Annotated in this window: 16 protein-coding genes; 10 read left to right on the forward strand and 6 right to left on the reverse strand. The window is 38.8% G+C overall.

The window, feature by feature from the left end; translation table 11 throughout:
• Positions 1–106 precede the first annotated feature (106 nt).
• Complete coding sequence (locus QNH20_RS09895; RefSeq protein ID WP_283922716.1) at positions 107–421, reverse strand: DUF3841 domain-containing protein; 315 nt, start codon at positions 419–421, stop codon at positions 107–109.
• A gap of 82 nt (positions 422–503) precedes the next feature.
• Positions 504–641 (reverse strand): hypothetical protein, encoded by a 138-nt coding sequence (locus QNH20_RS09900; protein ID WP_283922717.1) that lies wholly within the window; start codon positions 639–641, stop codon positions 504–506.
• A 422-nt stretch (positions 642–1063) separates the two neighbouring features.
• Here QNH20_RS09900 and QNH20_RS09905 point away from each other — a divergent pair, with 422 nt between their 5' ends.
• Positions 1064–5950, forward strand: a complete 4887-nt coding sequence (locus tag QNH20_RS09905) for a S8 family serine peptidase (protein WP_283922718.1) — start codon at positions 1064–1066, stop codon at positions 5948–5950.
• A gap of 434 nt (positions 5951–6384) precedes the next feature.
• Here QNH20_RS09905 and gad read toward each other — a convergent pair whose 3' ends face one another.
• Positions 6385–7797: a glutamate decarboxylase gene (gene gad / locus QNH20_RS09910; protein WP_283922719.1), complete on the reverse strand. Its 1413-nt coding sequence runs from the start codon at positions 7795–7797 to the stop codon at positions 6385–6387.
• A 476-nt stretch (positions 7798–8273) separates the two neighbouring features.
• Between gad and QNH20_RS09920 the strand changes: the two genes are divergently transcribed.
• The 5 genes from QNH20_RS09920 (at position 8274) to brnQ (ending at position 15547) form a co-directional block, all read left to right on the forward strand.
• Positions 8274–8645: an iron chaperone gene (locus tag QNH20_RS09920; RefSeq protein ID WP_283922720.1), complete on the forward strand. Its 372-nt coding sequence runs from the start codon at positions 8274–8276 to the stop codon at positions 8643–8645.
• A 325-nt stretch (positions 8646–8970) separates the two neighbouring features.
• Entirely contained in the window at positions 8971–11046 is a 2076-nt protein-coding gene (locus QNH20_RS09925; protein WP_283922721.1) for a sigma-70 family RNA polymerase sigma factor, read from the forward strand.
• Positions 11047–11762: 716 nt separating this feature from the next.
• A complete protein-coding gene (gene glf, locus QNH20_RS09930; protein ID WP_283922722.1) occupies positions 11763–12905 on the forward strand; it encodes a UDP-galactopyranose mutase in 1143 nt (380 codons plus the stop codon).
• Between the two features lie 227 nt (positions 12906–13132).
• On the forward strand, positions 13133–13846 hold the full coding sequence (locus tag QNH20_RS09935) for a DUF707 domain-containing protein (RefSeq protein ID WP_283922723.1): 714 nt from the start codon (positions 13133–13135) through the stop codon (positions 13844–13846).
• Positions 13847–14206: 360 nt separating this feature from the next.
• The gene (gene brnQ, locus QNH20_RS09940; protein WP_283922724.1) at positions 14207–15547 is read left to right on the forward strand and encodes a branched-chain amino acid transport system II carrier protein; all 1341 of its coding nucleotides are present in this window, start codon (positions 14207–14209) and stop codon (positions 15545–15547) included.
• Between the two features lie 153 nt (positions 15548–15700).
• Here brnQ and QNH20_RS09945 read toward each other — a convergent pair whose 3' ends face one another.
• Both QNH20_RS09945 and QNH20_RS09950 read right to left on the reverse strand, forming a co-directional pair.
• The gene (locus QNH20_RS09945; RefSeq protein ID WP_283922725.1) at positions 15701–16201 is read right to left on the reverse strand and encodes a site-specific integrase; all 501 of its coding nucleotides are present in this window, start codon (positions 16199–16201) and stop codon (positions 15701–15703) included.
• Positions 16202–16275: 74 nt separating this feature from the next.
• Positions 16276–16644, reverse strand: a complete 369-nt coding sequence (locus tag QNH20_RS09950; protein ID WP_283922726.1) for a tyrosine-type recombinase/integrase — start codon at positions 16642–16644, stop codon at positions 16276–16278.
• Positions 16645–16954: 310 nt separating this feature from the next.
• Here QNH20_RS09950 and QNH20_RS09955 point away from each other — a divergent pair, with 310 nt between their 5' ends.
• Complete coding sequence (locus QNH20_RS09955; protein WP_283922727.1) at positions 16955–18229, forward strand: IS110 family RNA-guided transposase; 1275 nt, start codon at positions 16955–16957, stop codon at positions 18227–18229.
• Between the two features lie 414 nt (positions 18230–18643).
• Here QNH20_RS09955 and QNH20_RS09960 read toward each other — a convergent pair whose 3' ends face one another.
• A complete protein-coding gene (locus QNH20_RS09960) occupies positions 18644–18775 on the reverse strand; it encodes a helix-turn-helix domain-containing protein (RefSeq protein WP_283922728.1) in 132 nt (43 codons plus the stop codon).
• A 264-nt stretch (positions 18776–19039) separates the two neighbouring features.
• On the opposite strand from QNH20_RS09960, the gene QNH20_RS09965 reads away from it, so the two are divergent.
• The 3 genes from QNH20_RS09965 to QNH20_RS09975 are packed head-to-tail and all read left to right on the forward strand — an operon-like array spanning position 19040 to position 22679.
• Positions 19040–20479, forward strand: coding sequence for a spore germination protein (locus tag QNH20_RS09965; RefSeq protein WP_283922729.1), 1440 nt, complete (start codon positions 19040–19042; stop codon positions 20477–20479).
• Positions 20476–21573 carry a GerAB/ArcD/ProY family transporter gene (locus QNH20_RS09970; RefSeq protein ID WP_283922730.1) on the forward strand — a complete coding sequence of 366 codons (1098 nt, stop codon included), beginning with the start codon at positions 20476–20478 and terminating at the stop codon, positions 21571–21573. Before QNH20_RS09965 ends, QNH20_RS09970 begins: the two co-directional genes overlap by 4 nt.
• Positions 21570–22679, forward strand: a complete 1110-nt coding sequence (locus QNH20_RS09975; protein WP_283922731.1) for a Ger(x)C family spore germination protein — start codon at positions 21570–21572, stop codon at positions 22677–22679. The genes QNH20_RS09970 and QNH20_RS09975 overlap by 4 nt, the downstream gene beginning before the upstream one ends.
• Positions 22680–22736 lie beyond the last annotated feature (57 nt).

The following is a 22736-nucleotide window of genomic DNA, read 5'->3' on the forward strand; positions in this document are numbered from 1 at the left end:
AGCCCTTCTTTTATTCTATAGGGGCTTAATCCTTCTACAATAATATCAATTAACTTTATTAGATTGTTGAATAAACAAGATATTATTGGACAGAGAAGCAGGTAATTTATTTTGCTATAAAGTGTTCAACTTTCATAATTGAACTCAATTCTATCCTACCTGTTACACCTTGATACTCGGCATCCTCCGATTTTCCCCACCACTCAATATCCCGTGGTCTATCCAAATCAAAAATTCTTTCCCAACTTTCTACCTTGGTTATGTACAAAATGTTTTGTTCAAAATGTTCATCTTCCAATTCATTATCTGAACAAAATGTATCGTTTAACACAATATGCCATTTATCAAAGTCAGAAACAAGAACGTCTTCTTCTTGCAGCGAAATCGTTAACCGTACCATTTCAGTTCCTTTTTCATCCACTCATAGCTATCTTTCTTCTATGCAGATATGTTTGGGACTTCCTTGTAAATACCCGAACGCTAACGCTTGTTCCCATGCTGCTTTAGTTTGTATACTCCAATACGTTTTCATCATTTACTTCCTTAATAATAATTAAAATCAATTTTTCATTTACTACTATCTGTTTCTTCATTTTCAATTTATTTTTGATTTGTATAGACTGTTTCTTTACAGTCATCAACCATATTCTTCTACAGTATGCGTTTATAAAAATAATATACTAATATTATCTTATAATAATTTTTTATGTCAAAGAGAAGTAAATATTCTTCTGAGGAAAAGTATTACCGCTAACGAATAAATAGTTGCTGGTGGCTTTAAAAAAGTACTCAAATCGCCGCCTAAAATCTACAATTGGGTATCACTATCTATTACAAACACATCTCCACTCTCTTTAGTCCTATTAATTTCAGAAAATTTAGTAAAAATACCCTATAGTTATCTCGTGTGATTATTACTAGAATTATAGATAGGTAGTTTTATGCAGAGTTATACACCATGTGTTTATCCTCCCTGTTTTTTTCAACCCAAATACCACCATCTCATCCATGACCATCTATGAATATTCAAATACATACAAAAAATAAATAAAGGAGTGAAAAAATGAGGAAAACCAAACGATTTTGTGTAAAAGCTTTTATGCATTTATTTGCGTTGGTGATGATCTTGAGTGTTGCACTGCCGGCGAATTCGCATGCAAGTAGTGTAATTCCTGCGGATACGAGCTCCGCCAAGGGTGAAGTCATTGATACGAAACTATTAAAAAAATTTGAGGAGGATGAATTTGCAAGATTCATCGTAATCCTGCATGAACAGGCTGATACTGAAAAAATTGCCTTATCAGCCAAGCAAGCCTCTTTAAAGAAAAGCACTTCTCAGAAGGAAAGTAAAGCTGATGTCCAGAAGGCTGTTGTACAAGCCCTACAGGATAAGGCCAAACTCACTCAAAAGGGGATAAATCTCCTACTAAAGGAGGAAAAGGCTTCTGGAAAAATAAAAGAGTTTCATAACTTTTTTATAATAAATGGTATTTCAGTAACTGGTACGAAGGAGACCGTAACGAAGCTTGTAGAGCTGCCTGAAGTAAAATCAATCCTACTTGATGAAAAACAAACACTTGAACCGATAAAAAAGGAGGAGCGATCTGCAACACTACAGGCAGATGAAAGCAAACCAGTCGAATGGAATATTGAATATGTTGGCGCTCCTGAGGTATGGGCACGTGGGATAACCGGTCAAGGGACGGTTGTCGCAAATATCGATAGCGGTGTAGCAGTCAATCATCCGGCCTTAAAAACTAAGTATCGCGGATATGACCCGAATAATCCTGGTAAACTAACACACACGTTCAACTGGTTTGATACGATAAATAAAATTGGCAGCCCGGTTGACTCCGACGGGCATGGCACACATACGATGGGAACAATGGTTGGGCAGGAGCCTGATGGACAAAATCAAATTGGTGTCGCACCAGGTGCAAAATGGATTGCGGCAAGGGCCTTTGCTAATAATGAAAGCTATGATTCTTATATCATTCAAGCAGCTGAATGGGTGTTAGCGCCAACTGATGAAAAAGGAGTTCCACATCCCGAAAAGGCGCCGGATGTTGTTAATAACTCATGGGGAGGACGTCCGATTAATAACGATTGGTTCAGACCGCTTGTTCAGGCGTGGCGTTCAGTTGGAATTTTCCCGGTATTTTCGGTAGGGAATACGGATCTTTTTAATCCGGTTGCGCTACCGGGAACAGCAAGTGCACCAGCGAACTATCCGGAGTCATTTGCAGTTGGAGCAACGACGAATACAGATGAGCTAGCAAGCTTTTCCTTAAGGGGACCCTCTGAAAGAGGGGATGTTAAGCCTAACATTTCAGCACCGGGGGTTGGTATTCGCTCTGCATTACCGGGTGCGACATGGGATAAATTTGAGTATGGAAGCTATAACGGTACCTCGATGGCGGCTCCGCATATTGCCGCTGCAGCACTTTTGTTAAAACAAGCTGAACCAACGTTGTCACTTACACAAATTGAGGAAATCTTAAAACTAACGGCTACAACAAAAACAGATGAAAACTACCCAGAAGCCCCGAATAATGGTTATGGCTATGGAATTGTGAATGTAAATGCAGCTGTGCAGGCAGTTGAACAAGGAATTGGAAAAATTAAGGGTCAGGTCGTAGGGCCAGGTAATGATAATAAAGCACCGACTTATGAACAGGAAGCTCGTCATGTGGTCTATAAAGGGCTAAATGCACCATTTTCCATCCAAGCAATGGACAATATTAGTGTAAATCAAGTTACCCTTCACGTCCGGTATGAAGATGCGAACGAAGCAACATTTAATACCGAACGTTATGCAGGAGACTATCAAAATGGCTTATATGAAGCAATTATTCCAGCCGATGCAATAAAAGGAAGCATACTTACCTATTGGTGGACGATCCAAGACTTTTCAGGTAATGAGGTAAAAACGGCCGAGGCACGGGTTTCCGTGAAGGATGGGATTCGAGCAGGCTATTTTGAGGATTTCGAAAGCCTTCCTGAGGGCTGGGACACCTATGGCATCAATAACTCATGGGAATGGGGCGTTCCAACCTATGGTCCCAAGACGGCTCCGCCTTCTGGAAAAAATGCCATCGCCACTAATTTACGCGGTCAGACTGAAATGTTCTCAAATATGACGTTAGTGATGCCTCCTGTCATTGTGGAGGGGAAAACACAGCTTCGATTTAAGCAGTGGTATAGCATGGGCTTTAGGGATTTCGGAACAGTTCTTGCAACTGTTGACGGAACGAATTGGGAGCAGCTTTACCAAATCTCAAGAAGTAACGAAAACTGGCATGAGATCGGTATTGATTTATCGAAATATGATGGTAAAAAGGTTACGATTGCCTTTAACCTTCAAACAGATGATGGGAAGTATCCAGGCTGGTACATGGACGATATGCAAATTATAGGCAGTGCACCGGCTGATAGAGCAGAACATGAAATCCATAAAGAAATTAAGCTAACGAGTGAAGCGTTTGTCAATCAAGCCTATCCTTTAATGGACTTTCAAAAAGTAAATAAGATATCTGAAAATGATTCCCTGTTGCCCGTTGATGCTGCGATTAAGGTTTTAGAAACAGAGTGGAAGACGAAGTCAAATCCGCAAAACGGTGAATTTGTGATTCATCATCCACCAGGAGAGTATACGGTTGAGGTGCAAGCATACGGGTACAAGCCTCAGACCCAGAAGGTAACAGTTTCAAGTAAAGGTGAAGTCACTCCGAAAATCACACTTGAGCCATTACCAAGGCAAACGATTTCGGGTACTGTTACAGATACATCCGGAAATGTGCTGAAGGATGCGACGATTCTTCTTTTAGAGGATAAAAAAGCCGAACCTGGTCATTCGGGTGAAAATGGGGATTATCAGCTAAAAGCATATGAGGGTACCTATACTGTTAAGGTGTTTGCAAAGGACCATTACAGCAAGACCTTAACAATCGATGTTGAGCCAGGTAAAAATCTTGAACGTAATATTCAATTAAGTCCTTTTATTAATAAGGAATCAGGTGAAATCAAATACGATAATGGCAAATACAATAAGAACCTTGTCATGGGCAGTGCTGGAAACGGCTTTGGGGTGAAAATGTCGTTAAAAGAAGGCGAGACCTCTGCGATGCTAAAAGGCGCGAAACTGCAATTCTGGGCTGGACATGTCCCGGTACCAGGTGGAAATGACATCTTAATTTCCGTATATGATGCAAAGGGTAAGAACGGTGCACCAGGAAACAAGCTCGCTGGACCAATAAAAGCGAAGGCCGAGCGCAATTTATCCAAATGGACAGAGGTTGACCTTTCCAATTTAGGTCTAGTTGTTAAGGATGATTTTTATATTGCCTATTTACAGGCGGACGACTATCCATATGTACCGGGCTTTGTATCCGATGGAGATAAAAAGAACTGGGCTGCACGTAGCTGGGATTATTTAGGAGGCCAATGGTTTCAAGCCGATAAGAGTATTGGAAACTATATGATTCGCGCTGTTGTCGATTACGGTGCCCAAGAGCCATTCCAATATGCTAAAGCGATTTTAAAAAATATAGAAACAAGCGGGAATTCACCGTTTGATATTAAGGTTGAAGTTCGGCAAGGATCAGAAAATGTTGAATCAGTCGATTATCAGCTTTCTTCAACTCCAGACCCTGAAGCATCCGGGTCATGGAAAAACGTGAAATTACCTTCGTACGGCGGTAATTTTACCACAACAGTTAATGATGTTGGAACATGGTATATGCATGTAAAGGTTAAGGACAAAGCAGGGAATGAAGAAATTACTTCATTTGGTCCATTTGAAGTAAAAGAGGCAGTTACAACTGATTTGGAAGTGACTCCGGCTTCCCTTGATATGAAGGTTGGCGCAACAAAGAAACTAATGGTAAAATCAATCAAAACGCAAGGTGACAAGGTAACAGAAACAGATGTCACAGAGCTTGCGGACTATAGTGGATTTGATGCAAAGATCATTAAGGTAGAAAAGGGACAGGTAACGGCCTTAAGTGCTGGTGAGACGAGCATTACGATTAAGTTTGGTGAGCATTCAAAGACGGTAACGGTTAAGGTTGAACAGGAAGCAAGCACCACACTTTCGGTTAGTCCAGCTTCCCTTGAATTGAAAAAGGGCAATGGATCACAGCTCACGGTAATATCCATTGAAACAATAGGAGACAAGGTAACCGAAACAGATGTCACAAATCTAGCAAACTACAGTGGCTATGATTCTAAAATACTAAAGATTGAAAAAGGACTTGTCACTGCATTGGCACCAGGATCAACTTCAATTACCATCACCTATGGAGCAGATAAGGCAACTGTTTTAGTGGTGGTCGGGGCTGATAAACATGGTTGGCTATGGGAAAATGGACAATGGTATTACTATGATGCGAACGGAAATCCAGTAACAGGCTGGTTAAATGAAGGTGGAATATGGTACTACATGAACGAAAAAGGCGTCATGCAGACCGGATGGAAATATGTTGGAGGCAGCTGGTATTACCTAGCAACAAATGGAGCGATGCAGACTGGCTGGCTGAACAGTGGAGGTACATGGTACTATCTTGCAAATAGTGGAGCAATGCAAACAGGCTGGCTGAACAGTGGAGGTACATGGTACTATCTTGCGAATAGTGGAGCAATGCAAACAGGCTGGCTGAACAGTGGAGGTACATGGTACTATCTTGCGAATAGTGGAGCAATGCAAACAGGCTGGCTGAACAGTGGAGGTACATGGTACTATCTTGCGAATAGTGGAGCAATGCAAACGGGCTGGCTGAACAGTGGAGGTACATGGTACTATCTTGCGAATAGTGGTGCGATGCAAACGGGCTGGCTCCTTGATGGCTCAAAATGGTACTATCTTAAAAACACCGGTGCAATGGCCACCGGCTGGTTCACAATAAATGGAAAACGCTACTTCTTTATTCAACATGGCGAGTGGATAAAATAGAACAAGTGAGGCATGGGAATGTATCTCGTGCCTCATTTGTTCTTTTTTTAATACCAAAGGAAACATTAACCTAACCTGGATTAATGTCTATTGCGACCAACTACAAAGTACATACCCGTAGTTCTGTTCATTATATTATCCACTCAAATTAAGACCGTAATTTCATTTCCGGCAAACACTAAAAAGGAATTTATAACAAAATAAAAAAACCTTAAATTATCAAGGTTTTTAGACGTCCCAGAGAGGATTCGAACCTCCGAACTACAGTTTAGGAATGTGTAATATTAAACTGTATTTTATAAAAACAAATGGATATGGGCAAGGTTTTAGTTTGACTCTTTTTGAACTCCTTCAAAAACTGAGATTGCACGGAAGGTATTATGCCAACATAAGGGTCTTGACATAATACCGATGCTCTCTTTGAAGCTTCGACATCAATGGTGATAACCATTGTCATATTTTGTGTCATGTGGTATTGGTCCATCCAGGGAATCCAGAAAGGAAACAGCTTGTGTAAAGTTCATTAAGAACAAGTGAGCCAAGTCCATAGAGAATCCATTTCGAACCACAACGCGCATTATCGTGACATCTTCCATGTCAGGGGGTAAAGGATAAGCCGGTACTTGCCAGCCAAATGTACGCAATTGGCGGGACAAGTCATAAAGATTCCAGTTTGATGTGTAGCCGTCTTTCAGGCGCCATGATAATACCGGAATATCCGAGCCGTCAGTAAATAGTTCAAAAGGGCCCATGTCATGAATCGCTTTGCTAAGGAATTGCGCCACTGTCTGAGACGCCTTTTGCACCTCATAGTACCCCTCTTTGCCTAAACGCAAATAGTTATAATATTGCAGGAGTACTTGTGCGCCAGGCCGAGAGAAATTCAGGGCAAACGTCGGCATGTTCCCACCTAAATAGGAAACCCGAAAAATAAGATCTTCAGGAAGATCCTCAGCCTCACGCCAAATGACCCATCCCAGCCCTGGGTAAACTAATCCATATTTATGTCCGGAAACATTGATGGATTTCACCCTGGTCAACTGAAAATCCCAAACTAAGTCCGGCTGAAGGAACGGTGCTATAAATCCTCCTGAAGCAGCATCTACATGTATTGGAATATCAAGATCCGTTTTGGCCTGAAACTCATCTAAGGCTCGTGCAATAGCGGCGACCGGTTCGTAAAGGCCTGTGTAGGTCACCCCAAGAACTGGCACCACACCGATTGTATTTTCATCTACGACAGCGAGTACACCCTTGGGATCCAGATAAGGATGATCCGGGGTAATATTCACAAAACGCGGCTCAACGTCCCAATAGTTCGCAAATTTTTCCCAAACGACCTGAACAGCGGAACTAAATACGATATTTGGCCGGTCAATCGGCTTCCCTTGTCCTTTACGCGCTTTCTGCCAGCGCCTCTTTAACGCAAGACCTCCGAGCATACACGCTTCCGACGATCCCGTTGTCGAAACACCTACAGTTTTTTGCGGAGAGGGCGAATGCCATAGATCGGCTAGAATTCGAACACACCGTTCCTCTATCGCCGCTGTCTGCGGGTATTCATCCTTATCAATCATGTTCTTTTCAACTGATTTGGCATATAAGCGATCTGCGAAGGGTTCCATCCAAGTGGTAACGAATGTTGCAAGATTGAGACGGGCATTTCCATCCAGAGCAATTTCATCATGGACAATTTGAAATGCAGTTTCTGGCAACATGCCTTGTTCACGCATTTGAAAACGTGGAACTGCCTCTTCTCCTTTGCGAGAGAAGAGGGGATTTACAGAAAATTCGGGAGGCAACATCCTTTGTGTGATTTGCTCAGGGCGCGGGTGCCATTGTTTCATACAATAATCATCTCCTTTACTAATGTGACTTCTTATGTTGTTTTGTGATTAAATGCCATAAAATATTCATAACGCAGGTATGTCTATAGATGAAGGCGTAATTGTGTGACGGCAGATATTTTAAAAGGTAAAGGGGTTAGGATCATGTTACAATTGGTTTCATAGTAGTATTTGAGGTTATATAGAATTCAAACGGAGAAAAATAATAATAACAGGTGCAGCTTCTGGAATTGGAAAAGGAATTGTTAAACAGTGCTTATGTAATTGCATGCGATATTAATGAGCATTTCTTATATGATTTAAAATTTTACCCGAAGAAGAGACAATGGATCATTTTGCCGATGAAATCGCCCAAGGTGGCTACAGCGCTTCTTCAAGCTTATTCCGAATTCAAATGGACTGAACCAGTTAATTACGATTTGCTAGAGAAGATTCGAATTTTTGGCAGCAATAGCATAATATCGAAGGAGGAAGACATGGAAGTTTTTTTAAAATATTTAGCAGGTATCGATAACCCCGACCACCGCGACCGAACAGAGGAAATTTTGGCGTGGGTTACAAATAAATTCCCAAATTTGGAACCGCAAATCAAGTGGAATACGCCAATGTTTTCCGATCACGGCACATTTATCATCGGCTTTTCCACAGCGAAGCATCATTTGAGCGTTTCACCCGAAGAAGCAGGCATTGCGCACTTTGCCGAGGACATTACACAAGCTGGCTACAGCGCTACTAAAGGCTTGTTTCGAATTCCGTGGAATGAGCCGGTAAATTACGAATTGCTTGAGAAAATGATTGAATTTAATATTCAAGATAAAGCAGAATATACGAATTTTTGGCGGAAATAATACATCACGCCTTATCAAAAAACTCAAGACAAGAAAAAATGTCATGCGTTTTTGCAACTCAATTAAGGTGCCAACAGCTAAGGTAGTTGCCGTATGCGGACGCCCGTCAAAATACTTCCCCAGTACCGGTCAATGGATGATGAAAGCTTTCTACATACATATCAATTAGATGTTAGCGAGTAGAGAAGTTTCTAACTTTTTTTCATATATAGAGATAAAACATTTTGATGTTGATAGCTTTGTTAATGATGCTCGATATTATCAACAATTTGCTCTCCTTATATCATTAGGTATAAAGAGAATGTTAAAAGGGGGACACACATTTATGATCCCAGCAAAAATAGATACTATGTCAATCACTACGATAAGTGAAAATGGCGTGGAATCTATCATTGATTGGTTCGATCAGCATAAACAATCGTTCTACACACTTGGTTGGTCCTATCTTAGGAATCAGCAGCAAATGGAAGAACTTTTTTACCGGTCCATTATAAAAGTGCACAAGGAATTGCCTCGATTTAAAAGAGAAACATCATTCGAAACGTGGGTAACGTCTATTTTTATACATACCTGCCGGGAGCTTTCTTCTGATAGAAGTTTACAAGTTTCTGAGGAAAGTGAACAACATAAGGATTTATTTAAAGCACTCTATCAGTTAAAAGAGTATGAGAAAGAGACGGTGGTCCTTACATATATAAAAGGAATTTCTAAGGAGGAAACAGCACATCTTCTCCAAGTTTCAGTAGAAAAGATGAAAGAGCACTTGTTTTCTGGAATCCAGTCACTTAGAAAAGAAATGGGGTACGGGTCATCTTTTAATGGCTGTGAGGAGTATCATAAGAATTACATCGATTACTTAGAAAGAACCTTAGATCGGTCGAAAAAGGTTGATTTCGAGGTGCATATTTATCATTGCCAAGACTGTCAGGAGGATTTGAGTACCTTTCAGGATGTCATGTTAACCATGTTAAACCTTACTGAAAGGATGGAGGATTTCCATGTGCCATCTGGTTTCATGGAGAACGTTAAAGATAGGCTGGCAGAAAAGGAAAAGCAAAGACAACAGAAGAACAAGAAACGTAAAAGAAAGGGACTTGTTTTTGCTAGTGTTTTGGCATTATTAATGGGTATAGAAGTTTTTACAGGGTCCTTTACCAACCTCTACTATACATATACAGAAGAAGATCAGCAATTGCGTGCCTTTCTGCAACAGGACCTGGGTGAAAGGCTGAACCTGGAAGCGGAAAACAATGGGGTGAAAATTAGAATAAAGAGTGCGATTGCTGATGATGTTCAGACGCTTGTTTTTTATGAAATAGAAGATTCAGCTGAAGATAATCAATATGTGATAGATTATCATGAGGGTGTTTCTGTGAAGAACGAACATGAAATCATGAGTAGTGAAACATTTCCTAGGTACTATCCTCCTGACCTAAAATCGGATGTAAATAATAAAGATAAGAACGTGTATCACGGAAAGATTAGTCTGCTGCCACTGATAAAGGATAGCGGGACAATCAAACTTAAGATCACAAAGCTTCAGAAATTGATTCGTGATTCTTCTGACCGGAATAGTTTTAGGGCTTACCAGAACATGGAATATGAAACAGGGGAGTGGAACTTCAAGATCCCTGTAAAAAAACAGCCCTCTATCGAATATGCATTGGATGAAGAAACAGAAGTCGAGGGGATCCCGGTTCGATTTGATAAACTAACCATTGCTCCAACAGCGACGGTTCTGCAATTTGGTATTAATAATAACCAGCCAGCGAAGCGGATAGAATTTCTTAATTTTGACAATCTAGAAGTGAACAATAAAAAAGTGAAAGCTGATATGTATGGCAGCACTTTTATGGAATCACAGCAAGATATGAATTGGACTACTTTTCAAACACACTTTGGCCCTCTTATTGGAGAAAAACCAAAAGAGGTTAAGGTTCAATTTGAATCTGTTTATTTGACTTTTGAAGATAATAAAACCATCGAATTGGATACTACTCAGGAATATCCGCAAACTTTTGAATATGCAGGCAGTACAATCTCCATCGACAAGCTGGAAGTTGGCCAGCCTACCATTATTGTCATAAGCAATCATGATATTGAGAATCGAGCGTACGAGGTGCTTAACCTTAATATTGTGGGTAAGGATGGAAATGAGCCGAATTCAATAGAGATGAATTCTGAAGGAGTGATCGTTGATAAAAACGGGGTAGAATACGATATGAATGAATTACCATTCTCATACGAAGAAATCGAGCAGCCCCGTCACTTCGATACAATTCAAAGCATTCGGATAGACGGTAACAATACTGGAGAGAAATTGATACCTAAAAGGTTGGAGATTTATGGATATAATACAACAAAATATTTGGATGATATTGTGAAGGTTTCGTTGGAATAACATTTATCGCTTACATGTTATATCCCAAAAATTCTTGGTTCTAGAAGGTAAGAGTAATTAAGTTTAAAAGTCCACTAGAATCCCATGTGTTGCCACATACACTCTGGACATGTGGAGTACGGGAACATTAATATTAATTTGAGCAGACCACCTGCTAACTTTTGCTAACATAATTATTTTTCTAAAGCTAATTTTATTTAGGGGTTTTGATATTACCTCAACAAAAAAACCTCTACTTATATCTAAATGTGAATCCTTCCGACTTTTAACTTAGAGTGGAAGGATTCGATTCTGTATTATCATGGCATTTTCCTTTTCGGAAGCTTGTGATAAATGCCTTTTTCTATAGCTATTTCATGAAATACTTTTTATTTATAAACAGCACCTTGGCCACTATGTTAATCAAACGGATAAGTAACTTCCGTATTCATTACAAATTCACTCTAAGTCATCCAATTCCCCCCCTCTTTAACATCAGTATATAATGTTCCACTTCTAAAAGTCCCTAGCATGAGATTCTCAGATATAGCAGTAGATTAGGTATAATCGTTTATTTATCTGAAAAACTCATCATTCATCCAATCCAATTAAAATTTAAGTAATATATTGATAGAAACGTTTAAAGAATGTTTAAAATTCGATTCATCTTATTTTGACAGTTCGATGACAAATAAAATAAAGGGAAGTAATTTGTTTAGAAAGGTGGTTATTTAGTTTTGAAGATAGATTGGGTTATTGTTGGGTCCGGTTTTACTGGCGCAACGTTGGCTGAACGAATTGCATCCCAACTAGACCAAAAGATATTATTAGTTGAACGCAGGGATCATATTGGTGGTAACTCATATGATTGCTATGATAAGGAAGGGATATTGATCCATAAATATGGGTCACATACTTTCCATACAAACTCAAAATTGGTTTGGAATTATCTTTCCAAATTTACAGAATGGAGACCATACTTTCATGAAGTGCTTGTTGTAGTTGATGGGAAAAAAGTACCTGTTCCATTCAATCTCAATTCTATATATGCTTTGTTTCCAAAAGAGTACGCAGAAACTCTTGAAAAACTGCTGATACAACATTTCGGTTTTGGAACAAAAGTACCTATTTTGAAGCTGAGAGAAAGCTCTAGTGGGGATCTGAGCTTTTTGGCGGATTATATCTATAAAAAAGTTTTCTATAAATATACACTAAAACATTGGAATCTAAAGCCTGAGGAACTTGATCCTTCAGTCACCGCAAGAGTACCTGTTCATATTAGTAGGGACAACCGTTATTTTCAAGATACTTACCAAGCTATTCCTTTACCAAGTTATGAATCCCTCTTTAAACGGATGTTAAATCATCCTAATATCAAAATTTTATTAAATACTGATTATCGTGAAATTATAGATGATGTTAAATTTAATCGAATGATTTATACCGGTCCCATAGATGCCTTTTTTGATTATAAGCATGGAGAACTTCCATATCGGAGTCTTCATTTCGATTTTGTTTCGAAAAATCAGGAATACTTTCAAGAAGCGGGAACGATTAATTATCCTAATGAATATGACTTTACTCGTATACTTGAGCAAAAGCACCTCACTGGTCAAATATCTCCAAAGACAACCATAACGTATGTATATCCTCAAGATTACCTTATCGGAATAACTGATCCTTATTACCCTATACCAAAAAAGGAGAATCGCGAACTTTATCATCAATATCTCAAAGAGGCGGAACAAATTAAGGATAAAGTACTTTTTGCGGGGCGACTTGCAGACTATAAATATTACAATATGGATCAAGCAGTAGCACGTGCCTTAAACTTATTTAAGGAAATTTCAGGAGAAAGTAAAAATGAGAGTTCATTTTGAAATTACCTAGTGGCAAAATTCAAAGAATTGAATAAGTAAGTTTCAATGGAGAACGATGGAGACACATAGGCAGTAATGCAAGAAAAAGAGTTCATGGAGGGGTTGTACCTAACGACATCATAAGAATATTCAATGATAAAGTAATTAGTTTAAGTAACCTGGGGGTTACAGAAGGCTTTCAAGTTGTGGCGTTTATTTAATCCTTAATTTAAATTGGGGGGTATTCATTGAATAAAATTGAAAAAAATCGCTATCTGCTTGTATGTAGAGCCGGTGATAATTCCTTGCATAAGTCTTGGATTGAGCCGAAAGACTATAAGAATTTTGACTTGCTTATTGATTATTACGGTGATAAGCCAGAATTATTTGTTAATGATGGGGATTTTTATTACCAAAACAAAGGACCTAGATGGCCTGGGCACTATAACTTATTAAACAATTTAGGGGATTTCTTTTTTAAGTACGATGCAGTTTGTTTTATAGCAGATGACATATATACTAACGCCTGCACTATTAGCAAAATGTTTGATTTATTTTCAGCACATGATTTATGGTTGGCACAACCTGCTTTAACTCGAGATTCCTTTTTTTCTCATAATATAACACTAGAAAATCCTTTATATATTTTGAGATATACAAATTATGTAGAAATAATGGTACCCATATTTTCATCTTATGCTTTAAAAATGTGCTGGGAAACCTTCGGGAAGGTTAAATCCGGATGGGGTCTTGACTTCCTTTGGCCAATATTATTAGATAATCCGACAAATAAGATTTCGGTCCTCGATAGTGTTTCCGTAAAACACACAAGACCAGTAAAAAAAGGTAATTTGTATAAAAGTCTAAATGTTTCACCCTTTGAAGAACTAAAGAAAATCCTAAAGGAATATAATTTAAAAATTAAAAAAATTGAATATGGTGGTATTCATAGACTTCATTAAGAATATATAGATTTTTACATTTTTATTGGGCTTGGGAGGGTTGACTATTAATGAAATTGAAGATGGCGATGTCATGCTTTTAGACATTTGGTTTAAAAAAACCTCATTTAGGAACATTACGGTGAACCTTACCATAAATAGACGCGGTTTTATAGAAGCAATAATTTGAGGTGATACAAATTTTTGTATCATCTTTTTAGGTTGATTAATTTTGAAGAGGAAAAAAATGCTTGCTTAGGGGACTCTTTCTAATTTAGTGAAATATATTAGTACTTTTTATTATTTAATACTCAAAATAACGGATACTTGCTAGAATAATTAAGTATTTTCATATAACAATATTCAATTGAGGTGAATTGTTTGAATAAATTAACCAAAAGAGAAGTCATGTTCATCGGGTTTATGTTATTTTCAATGTTATTCGGTGCTGGAAATTTAATTTTCCCTGCCTATTTGGGACAAGCTGCTGGAGAAAATGTATGGCAAGCGGTTAGTGGGTTTATTATTTCTGATGCGGGTCTTACAGTATTAGCTTTTATAGCGATTGCAAAATCAGGAACATTCGATGCTTTAACTAATAGAGTTAATCCTATTTTTGCTTTACTATTTCCCATGGCGATTTATTTGTCAATAGGACCTGGACTTGCAATTCCGCGTGCAGGCAGTCTTGCTTATGAAATGGGAGTTAAGCCCTTTTTACCAAATGCAATCGAGTCTTCACCCATCGCACTTTTGGTTTATACAATAGTATTTTTTAGTATCGTCTTTTGGTTTGCAAAATCTCCATCTAAATTAGTAGACAGATTTGGAAAGATTTTAACACCTTCTTTATTAGTATTAATCATGATCGTTTTTATCAAAGCTTTATTTACTGATTTATCCAGCTTTAAAGAAGCTACTTTATCCTATAAAGAGAATCCCATATCTCAAGGATTTTTAGATGGATATCAAACAATGGATGCCATTGGAGCATTAATTTACGGAATTATATTTACTAATATTTTTAAGAGTAAAAAAATAACCAAGCAATCAATACAAGTTAAATATTTAGCAATAATTGGACTTATTTGCGGTCTGCTTTTAACTATTTGTTATTTTATTATTGCGTACTTAGGAGCTTCCGCTTCAATACCAGGAAAAGTTGATAATGGAGCGATTGTTTTAAGTACTGTATTACAGCAATTGTTTGGACAGAGTGGAATAATTGTTTTAGGATTAATTTTTACACTTGCATGTTTATGTGTTTGTATAGGATTAATCACATCATGCGCTCAATATTTTTCAAGTATTTTCCCAAAATTATCTTATATAAAATGGGCAATCCTTTTATGTGTGATCAGTGGTTTTGTAGCAAATCTTGGTCTCTCTCAAATATTAAAAGTATCTGTCCCAGTGCTCGGCTTAGTGTATCCAATGGCAATAACATTAATCATTTTAGGTCTATTACATGAGAGATTACCTTTTAATAATCGACCGGTATATGTCATGACAATCGGCCTTGTCGGACTATTTAGCTTAATTGAAATCATCAATTCCACATTTTTAAATGGTTCATTTTCAGATGTATTATCAAATATTCCTTTGCAAAATAATGGCTTCGGCTGGGTGATTCCTGGTTTGCTTGGTTTAACAATAGGAAGCGTTTTTGAAAAATTAAAAGTTAATAAGGAAACGACTATTAAGAAAGCAAAAGCAGCATAAATACGTATTAAATAATTGTAAATCGCACTGTGAATTACATTTGCAAAGTACGGATATAAACAACAAAGTAATTTGTGCTATTTGGTAGCAATAAGTTGAGTTTGGTGGCATTTTGGCGGCAAACTATCTGTTTATTATGTATAGCTATAACAGTTAAAACAGAAAAACCCTTGCTATGCAAGGGTTTTTAGACGTCCCAGAGAGGATTCGAACCTCCGACCTACAGTTTACCCATTTATCCTCAGCATTAATTTGTTCCACATCTTTTTCTAACTGCAATTCTTTAAGTAATTTCATAATTGAGGAAGGTATACTTACCACCCTTGTTCTGTCTGTTTTTGTTGATTTTACCTTTACACCTTCCCCTGTTTTTAAAGTTAACGATTGTTCAATTTTTATAGTATTTTTTTCATAATCAATATGCTTCCATTCTAATGCAACTATTTCACCTTCTCTTGCTCCAGAAATAACAGCAAGAGTAACCAGTACTCTCCACAAAAGGGGCTCGCTATTCAGGGAGTCCATTAATAAAATTAAATCTTGTTTATGGAAAACATTTTTTCGCTTTTGCTCAATTTTTAATTTCTTAATTCCCTTAATAGGACTATCTTTCATATAACCTCTGTCTACAGCAAAAGAAAAAATACTTCCCAAAAGAATGTGATGATTGTTTATATGTGAATTTGAAAGTTTTTTTTCATTACCATCAATTCTTATGTTATTTTTTTTCAGTTCATCAAAGAAATTTTGAATATGATTTTTTTTATATTTGACAACTTCAAATGACCAAAGTAGGGAAGAATCCGTAGTTTCAAGTTGGACTCGTATCCTTGCTGTGTTCTAATAGCAAGGTTGGATGCATGTTTTTCACGCCACAAGGCCACTAGATCTCTAAAATAAACATTTCCTAAACTAGTGTATTGACCAGTTTCCACTTCGTATATAAACTGTCTCAACATTTCTTTAGCTAGTGTTTTGTTTTTTGCTTTAACGTTTTTAGTCCTTTTTATGTATTTACCCTCTGGGCCTCTACCAAGGGAAACTGTAAGCTCCCAACTATCTTTTCCTCTTTGTCTAATAGATCCATTACCGGCCAATTTGTAGCCTCCTTAGGAAATGAATTTCTTCAACTTGCAATGTCACTATAGAGGATGACATATTAACCATTTTTATTTGACCTCCAATACTTTAGAAACAGTATTGACAATATTTATCCATTTTCATTCTACTTATATCAGTCATGATTTTACTCCTTAGTAATAGAATGTGAAGAACTTCACTTAAACTAACTGGCAGGTTAGCATTCCTGTAGATCGTTAAATATCAGGTTTGAAAAAAATAGAGCCCCTCAGTAAGATACGAGTATAGAGCCCAATCTAACTCAAGTCTTAAGGAGGAGACCCTACTATGAATTTTAAAATGCAAGACAAACAAAATCAACTAATAGAAAGAATTTCCGATACACATCTTATTGTTGGTGTGGATATCGCTCAACAACTACATGTTGCAAGAGCAGTTAACTTCCGTGGAATCGTAGTTGGAGCCCCTATTACATTTGAAAATAATGAAGAGGGGTTCGTTAAACTATTAAACTGGATTCAAGATTTACAAAGATTAAAAAACTTAGATGCAGCAATAGTGGGTATGGAACCTACAGGACACTACTGGATTAACCTTTCAAAATGGCTGGATAAACAAAACATTGAGGTAGTTACTGTGAATCCCCACTTAGTAAAAAGAAATAAAGAGAATCGTGACAATACACAATCGAAGAGTGATAAAAAAGATGCCCTCGTTATAGCAGATATGGTGAAAAACGGCTATTATTCCTTTGTTCGTCCAACATCAGAATCATTTGAGAAACTTAGAGTTCTAATTTCTAACCGTGATGTAATTGTTAAACGTCTCGTGATGTCTATTAATCAAGTAAATCGATGGGTGGATCTGGTCTTTCCAGAACTGAGACAAGTGTTTAAAGATGTTACGTGCAAAGGGGCCATCGCAACCCTTAGGCTATTTCCTACACCAGATGAAATATCTTCACTTGAAACACTAGATGTCATGAGGGGTTGGAAGTCTTTAATGAAGCGACAACCAGGACCCAAGAAGGCTCAATCACTAATCAATCTAGCAAAATCCTCTATTGGGACTGGACAAGCTCTAGATGCTTATAAATTCCATTTAGAACAATTATTAGAGGAATATGACCTCGCTGTAAAACAACTCGAAAGAGTTGAACAACAAGTTAAAGAAGTTCTCTACAAAATACCATTTGCAAAAAAACTACTTATGATTAAAGGAATAAGTGAAATTTCATTAGCCGGAATACTAGGAGAATCAGGAGATCTAAGTGGTTTCTCTCACGGAAACTCTCTATTACGTCATGCGGGATTACATCTAGCTGAAGCAAGTTCAGGCAAATGGAAAGGTCAGATTGTCATTTCAAAGCGTGGAAGGTCCAGACTGCGACGATTCCTCTACTTAGCAACTATGAGCCTTGTGATGAATAACCCTGAGTTTAAAGCCCTCCATTCCTATAATGTGAAGGTCAAGAAGATAAAGAAAATGAAGTCAATAATGAAATTGATAGGTAAACTAGCAAGAATTTTTGTAGGAATAGCACGACGAAATGAGTCCTACTGTCCAACTAAAGTCCAAGTATTAATCCCTTTAGCAGCATAGAAATAAAACATTAGATTATAAAATGTATCATTTATAATAGTTAACTTAAATTTTGAATGTTGTCTTATTCGTAGGATTTCAAATATGTACGGAGTACCAGGTTTCTTCAACAAAAGGGCACTGTGACCCATCAGGTTAGCATAACTGGCCTCCACCCCTTGGATAGGCATGACGAAGGAATGAGAGGGCAATTGACCCGTTGAGACATGGGAGGGAAAGCCTCCAGGGGCGGCGTGGAGATGTACATTATATGGTAAAATATGGAGCGGTAGCTGGCTCCTTTATTTAACTATGCCTTCACGAGGCCAAAATGATCTGAACTCATTTCAATTACACGTAAATCCAATTACAATGGGTATGAAATCCTGCGAATAAGGGAGCATTCGAGAGATATTCGTATCAAACTGAGGGAGTTTAAGAAAATAATACATTAACAAATGGGAAACTCTTTTCAGGAACCCCTGCGAGAACATATATTTTTCCCAATTGCTCTTGAGTTAGTTTGTATTTCTCACGATAAAACTTGATGATTTTCCCCTCATACATAACTAATATCCTCCTTGGCAAATTTGCCCCAAAAAACAACTACTAGATAACATTCTGCATTATTAAAAACATTTAGTATATTTAGAAAAATGGAGCGTCTTGTGAAGTAATACTTAAGAAGACATTCTAATTAATATGCAAAAAATATAGCTGCCACTCGATGCAGCGAAATGTTCATTTCAATAGCTTTTACAACAGAATAGGAAAAGAAATTGTGGGTAAAATATGTAAAAATTTCCGATTTAGAGAAAAGAGGTACCTTTAATGAAAGCCGACCGATCACTAGACAAAAACGAGAAGTCGCTGCAGGAAATACTATTCCATAGCTCAGACTTCAAATCGAGCGATTTCGTGGCCGGCGACCGACATTTTCGGCTTTTTTATTTGGATACAATGATCGAGCTTGCTGTGGTACAGGAACACATTATCCGCCCATTGCTTGGCAACGCGGACGTTAGCGTACGTGAAGCTGTGTCCATTCTAGAATATGGTGAGACCGGCCTTATTACGGTTGCGTCGACAGCGCTCGTCACGGGGAAGACGGTTGTTCAAATTGAAGGCGAAGCCAAGTTCTATTTGCTTGGAACCGAGCTTGATAAAGAACGCGCGGTAAATATTCCGTTGAACGAACGGGTACTGCGCGGTTCCAACCAAGCGTTGATCGAAAACCTGGATACGAATCTCAATTTGATGCGCAAGCAGATCGCGTCGCCCGATCTTGTCGTAAAATACTATCAGGTTGGCCGCAGGTCGAATACAAAAGTTGCCGTACTTTACTTACGGTCTCTAGCCAACGAAGATGTCCTAAAGGAGTTTGATCGAAGGATCGACAGCATCGACATTGATTACGTCGAAGCACCCGGGTTTATTCAAGAAATGATCGAAGACAAAAAATTCTCGATGTTTCCCAAAATGCTTGTTACCGAAAGACCGGACCGGGTAAGATCTTACCTGATGGATGGGAAAATCGCGATTATAACCGACGGTTCGCCAGATTGCCTGATCGTTCCGGTTTCGTTCTGGGCGTTCTTCCAAACCCCCGACGATTACCATATTGGCTGGCTGTTCGGCAGCTTCATACGGTTTCTTCGGATCTTATGCTTTATTATCACGATCAGCTTGCCTGGCGCTTACGTGGCCCTTGTCACTTTCGATCCACGTATTCTCCCGTTCGAGTTCGCACTGACGCTGCAAAGCTCTATGCAATACATCGCGATGCCACCCGTACTCGAAGCGGTAACTATGCTGGTCATACTCGAAATCTTGCGAGAGGCGACCGTCCGTCTCCCAAGCTCAATCTCCAATACGGTCGGAGTTGTCGGCGCTATCGTAATCGGAGCCACCGTCGTTGAGTCCAATCTAATCTCCAATATGATGGTCGTCATTGTGGCACTTACTGCTATTTCTTCTTTTCTTATTCCTTCCTACGAAATGAGCAGTGCGGCCCGGTTATTGTCATTCCCGTTCATTGTCATGTCCTCGATTTTCGGACTGATCGGCTTGGAGCTTTCATACCTCTTAGTGCTGACGCACTTGGCCCGTATAAACACGATGGGCATACCGTACTTTTACGCGGGGATTAGCGGCGATACGATCAAGGATACATTGTTCAGAGGACCAATCAGGAGCTTGAAAAAACGCCCGAAGGAAAGCTTGGCAAAAGACGAAATGAGAATAAGTGCTCGAAGGGAGAGGACAGAATGATTCACTTAGAAAAAATATCTATCAACCAGCTTATTTGCCTCGTTATTCTGACCCAAGTCGGCGTTAGCGTTTTAACGATCCCTTACGCCCAAATCCGCTACTCGGGCAACGACTCGTGGCTGTCCATATTGATCGGGGGAGTGATTGCTCAAGCGGTCATACTGATCATCTATCAACTTGGAAAGAGATATTCCGATCGGCCGTTGCCACAATATATATCTGCTATTGTTGGAAAGCCGTTAGGATCGGTCATGAACTTCTTGTTTGCTGCGTACTTCGCGGAAAATATTTTTATGGTTACTATCTCTTATTCTGATGTCATCAGCCGCTGGGTGTTATTTGAGACTCCCTGGTTTGTGTTAATCGGAGTATCTTTCACAATTGGAGCGTATATCGCTTCATCTACTCTCCGGTCAATGGCTACAATTACGCAGATGATTATGCTTTTGTTTCTGATTTGCTTTGTGATCATAATAATAAGTGGAATGGGAAAAGGGGACTTACGTCATTTTTTTCCAATAGGTACTCACGGGATCGGACCGCTTATAAAGGGTGCTGTCCCTTCGTTTTGGTTGTACTCGGGATATGAGCTTCTCCTGTACGCTTTTCCATTTGTAAAATCCCGCAAGAAGAAGGATATCGTAATGGCAATGTCGGCCGCCAATGGATTTACGACCTTTTTTTATATGTTGATAACAGTCATTGCTACTTACAACTTCAGCGAAAGTCAATTGAAGTCCATCCCGGAGCCGTTGGTGTTTATTCTCCGTAAATTCAGATGGCCAGTCGTTCAAAGCCTCGATATTCTATTTTTAACGATTTGGCTTTCTGTGGTTACGGTAACGGTGTATGTTTATTTGTTTTTGTCCGCCCGTTATCTGGCGTTCATTGGAGGTAAAGAAATCCGCTACCATCCTTTTTTGGTATGGATTTTAGCGGTTGTTTGCTTCGGATTCGGATTAGGTGGCTACGACCGGCAATGGCAGTCCCGATTTTCCGACTATCATAATATTGCTACTGCGATTATAATTGCTATTGTGCCGACAATTCTGCTTCTCATTTCTTTGGCACGGGGAAAGGCGGTGGGAGGATGAAAAAAGCGGCAATTGCAATTTTGTTGGTGCTCCTCTTGACCGGTTGTTGGGATCGATTACCGCTGAAAACTCTTCATATAGTTGATATAGCTGGTATCGACCAGGACAAGGAGAATGGTGACATTGTGCTCAATTATGTCGTCACGAAGCTTAAAAATGTCGGTCAAGGTAGTGGGGAGCCGTCCCCTAAGATAACGGTGCTAAAAGGACATAGTTTAGTCGAAGCTGTGGAACAAGGTCAATATACAGAACAAGGTCCTTTCTTTGGGATGCACACGGGAATCTATTTTATAAGTAAGAGTTTCGCATCGGATGATCCAGTTCAAGAGCTTACTTTTATACTTAAAGCCCCATATACGGCGAGCAATTCTCCCGTAGTTATTATAAATGGGAACATGTCGAAGCTTTTGAAAAGTAAAATAGGCACTAATAAAGAATTTACAAGAGGTTTGTCCGATTTTGTTTTGTCTATAGAAAAGAATGGAATTGCACCAGAAGTTACCCTAATGAAATTAATACTATCACGAAAAGAACCATTGGAAGATATGGCGTTGCCTTTGCTGAAACCATCTAACTCGTCCATGGAATTAGACGGCGCCCTATTATTCCGTCAAGGTACGTATACTGGTAAGGAGCTAGACAAAGACCAAGTCCAAATGTTGATGTTGATGTTAGAGAAGTACAGTGGAAATAAAAGGTATACCGGAAATATGTCGAGAAAAGATGAGGACAAAAAAAGCGATTACGGGTTTTCCGTCAAAAAGTTAAATTCAAAGATTATCACCCACCCCGAATCGGGCGAATTGCCGAAAGTCAGCATCGGAGTCCGCATGCGAATTTATGTATTCAAATTTGGCGAGTCAGTTCAACCATTTAAGCCCGAATACGTTAATCGTATGGAAAAAGAACTGGGCAAACATCTGGAAGAAGATGCGGCGGCAACGATTAAGACTTTGCAAAAAGCGAATTGCGATGTTCTCGGCATCGGACAGCAATTAAAGGCATACCATCCGAACATTTGGAAGTCTATGAATTGGCGAAAAGACTTTCCGGAAATGTCGATCGAACCGAATTTCGACGTGCAGATCCTTAACTCGGAAGAATAATAGCTCAATGGGTTGCTTTGCCAATACAAAAGAAACGAAAGGCTAGATAGATTTTGG

The organism is Neobacillus sp. WH10, assembly GCF_030123405.1.
Lineage (GTDB): Bacteria > Bacillota > Bacilli > Bacillales > Cytobacillaceae > Neobacillus.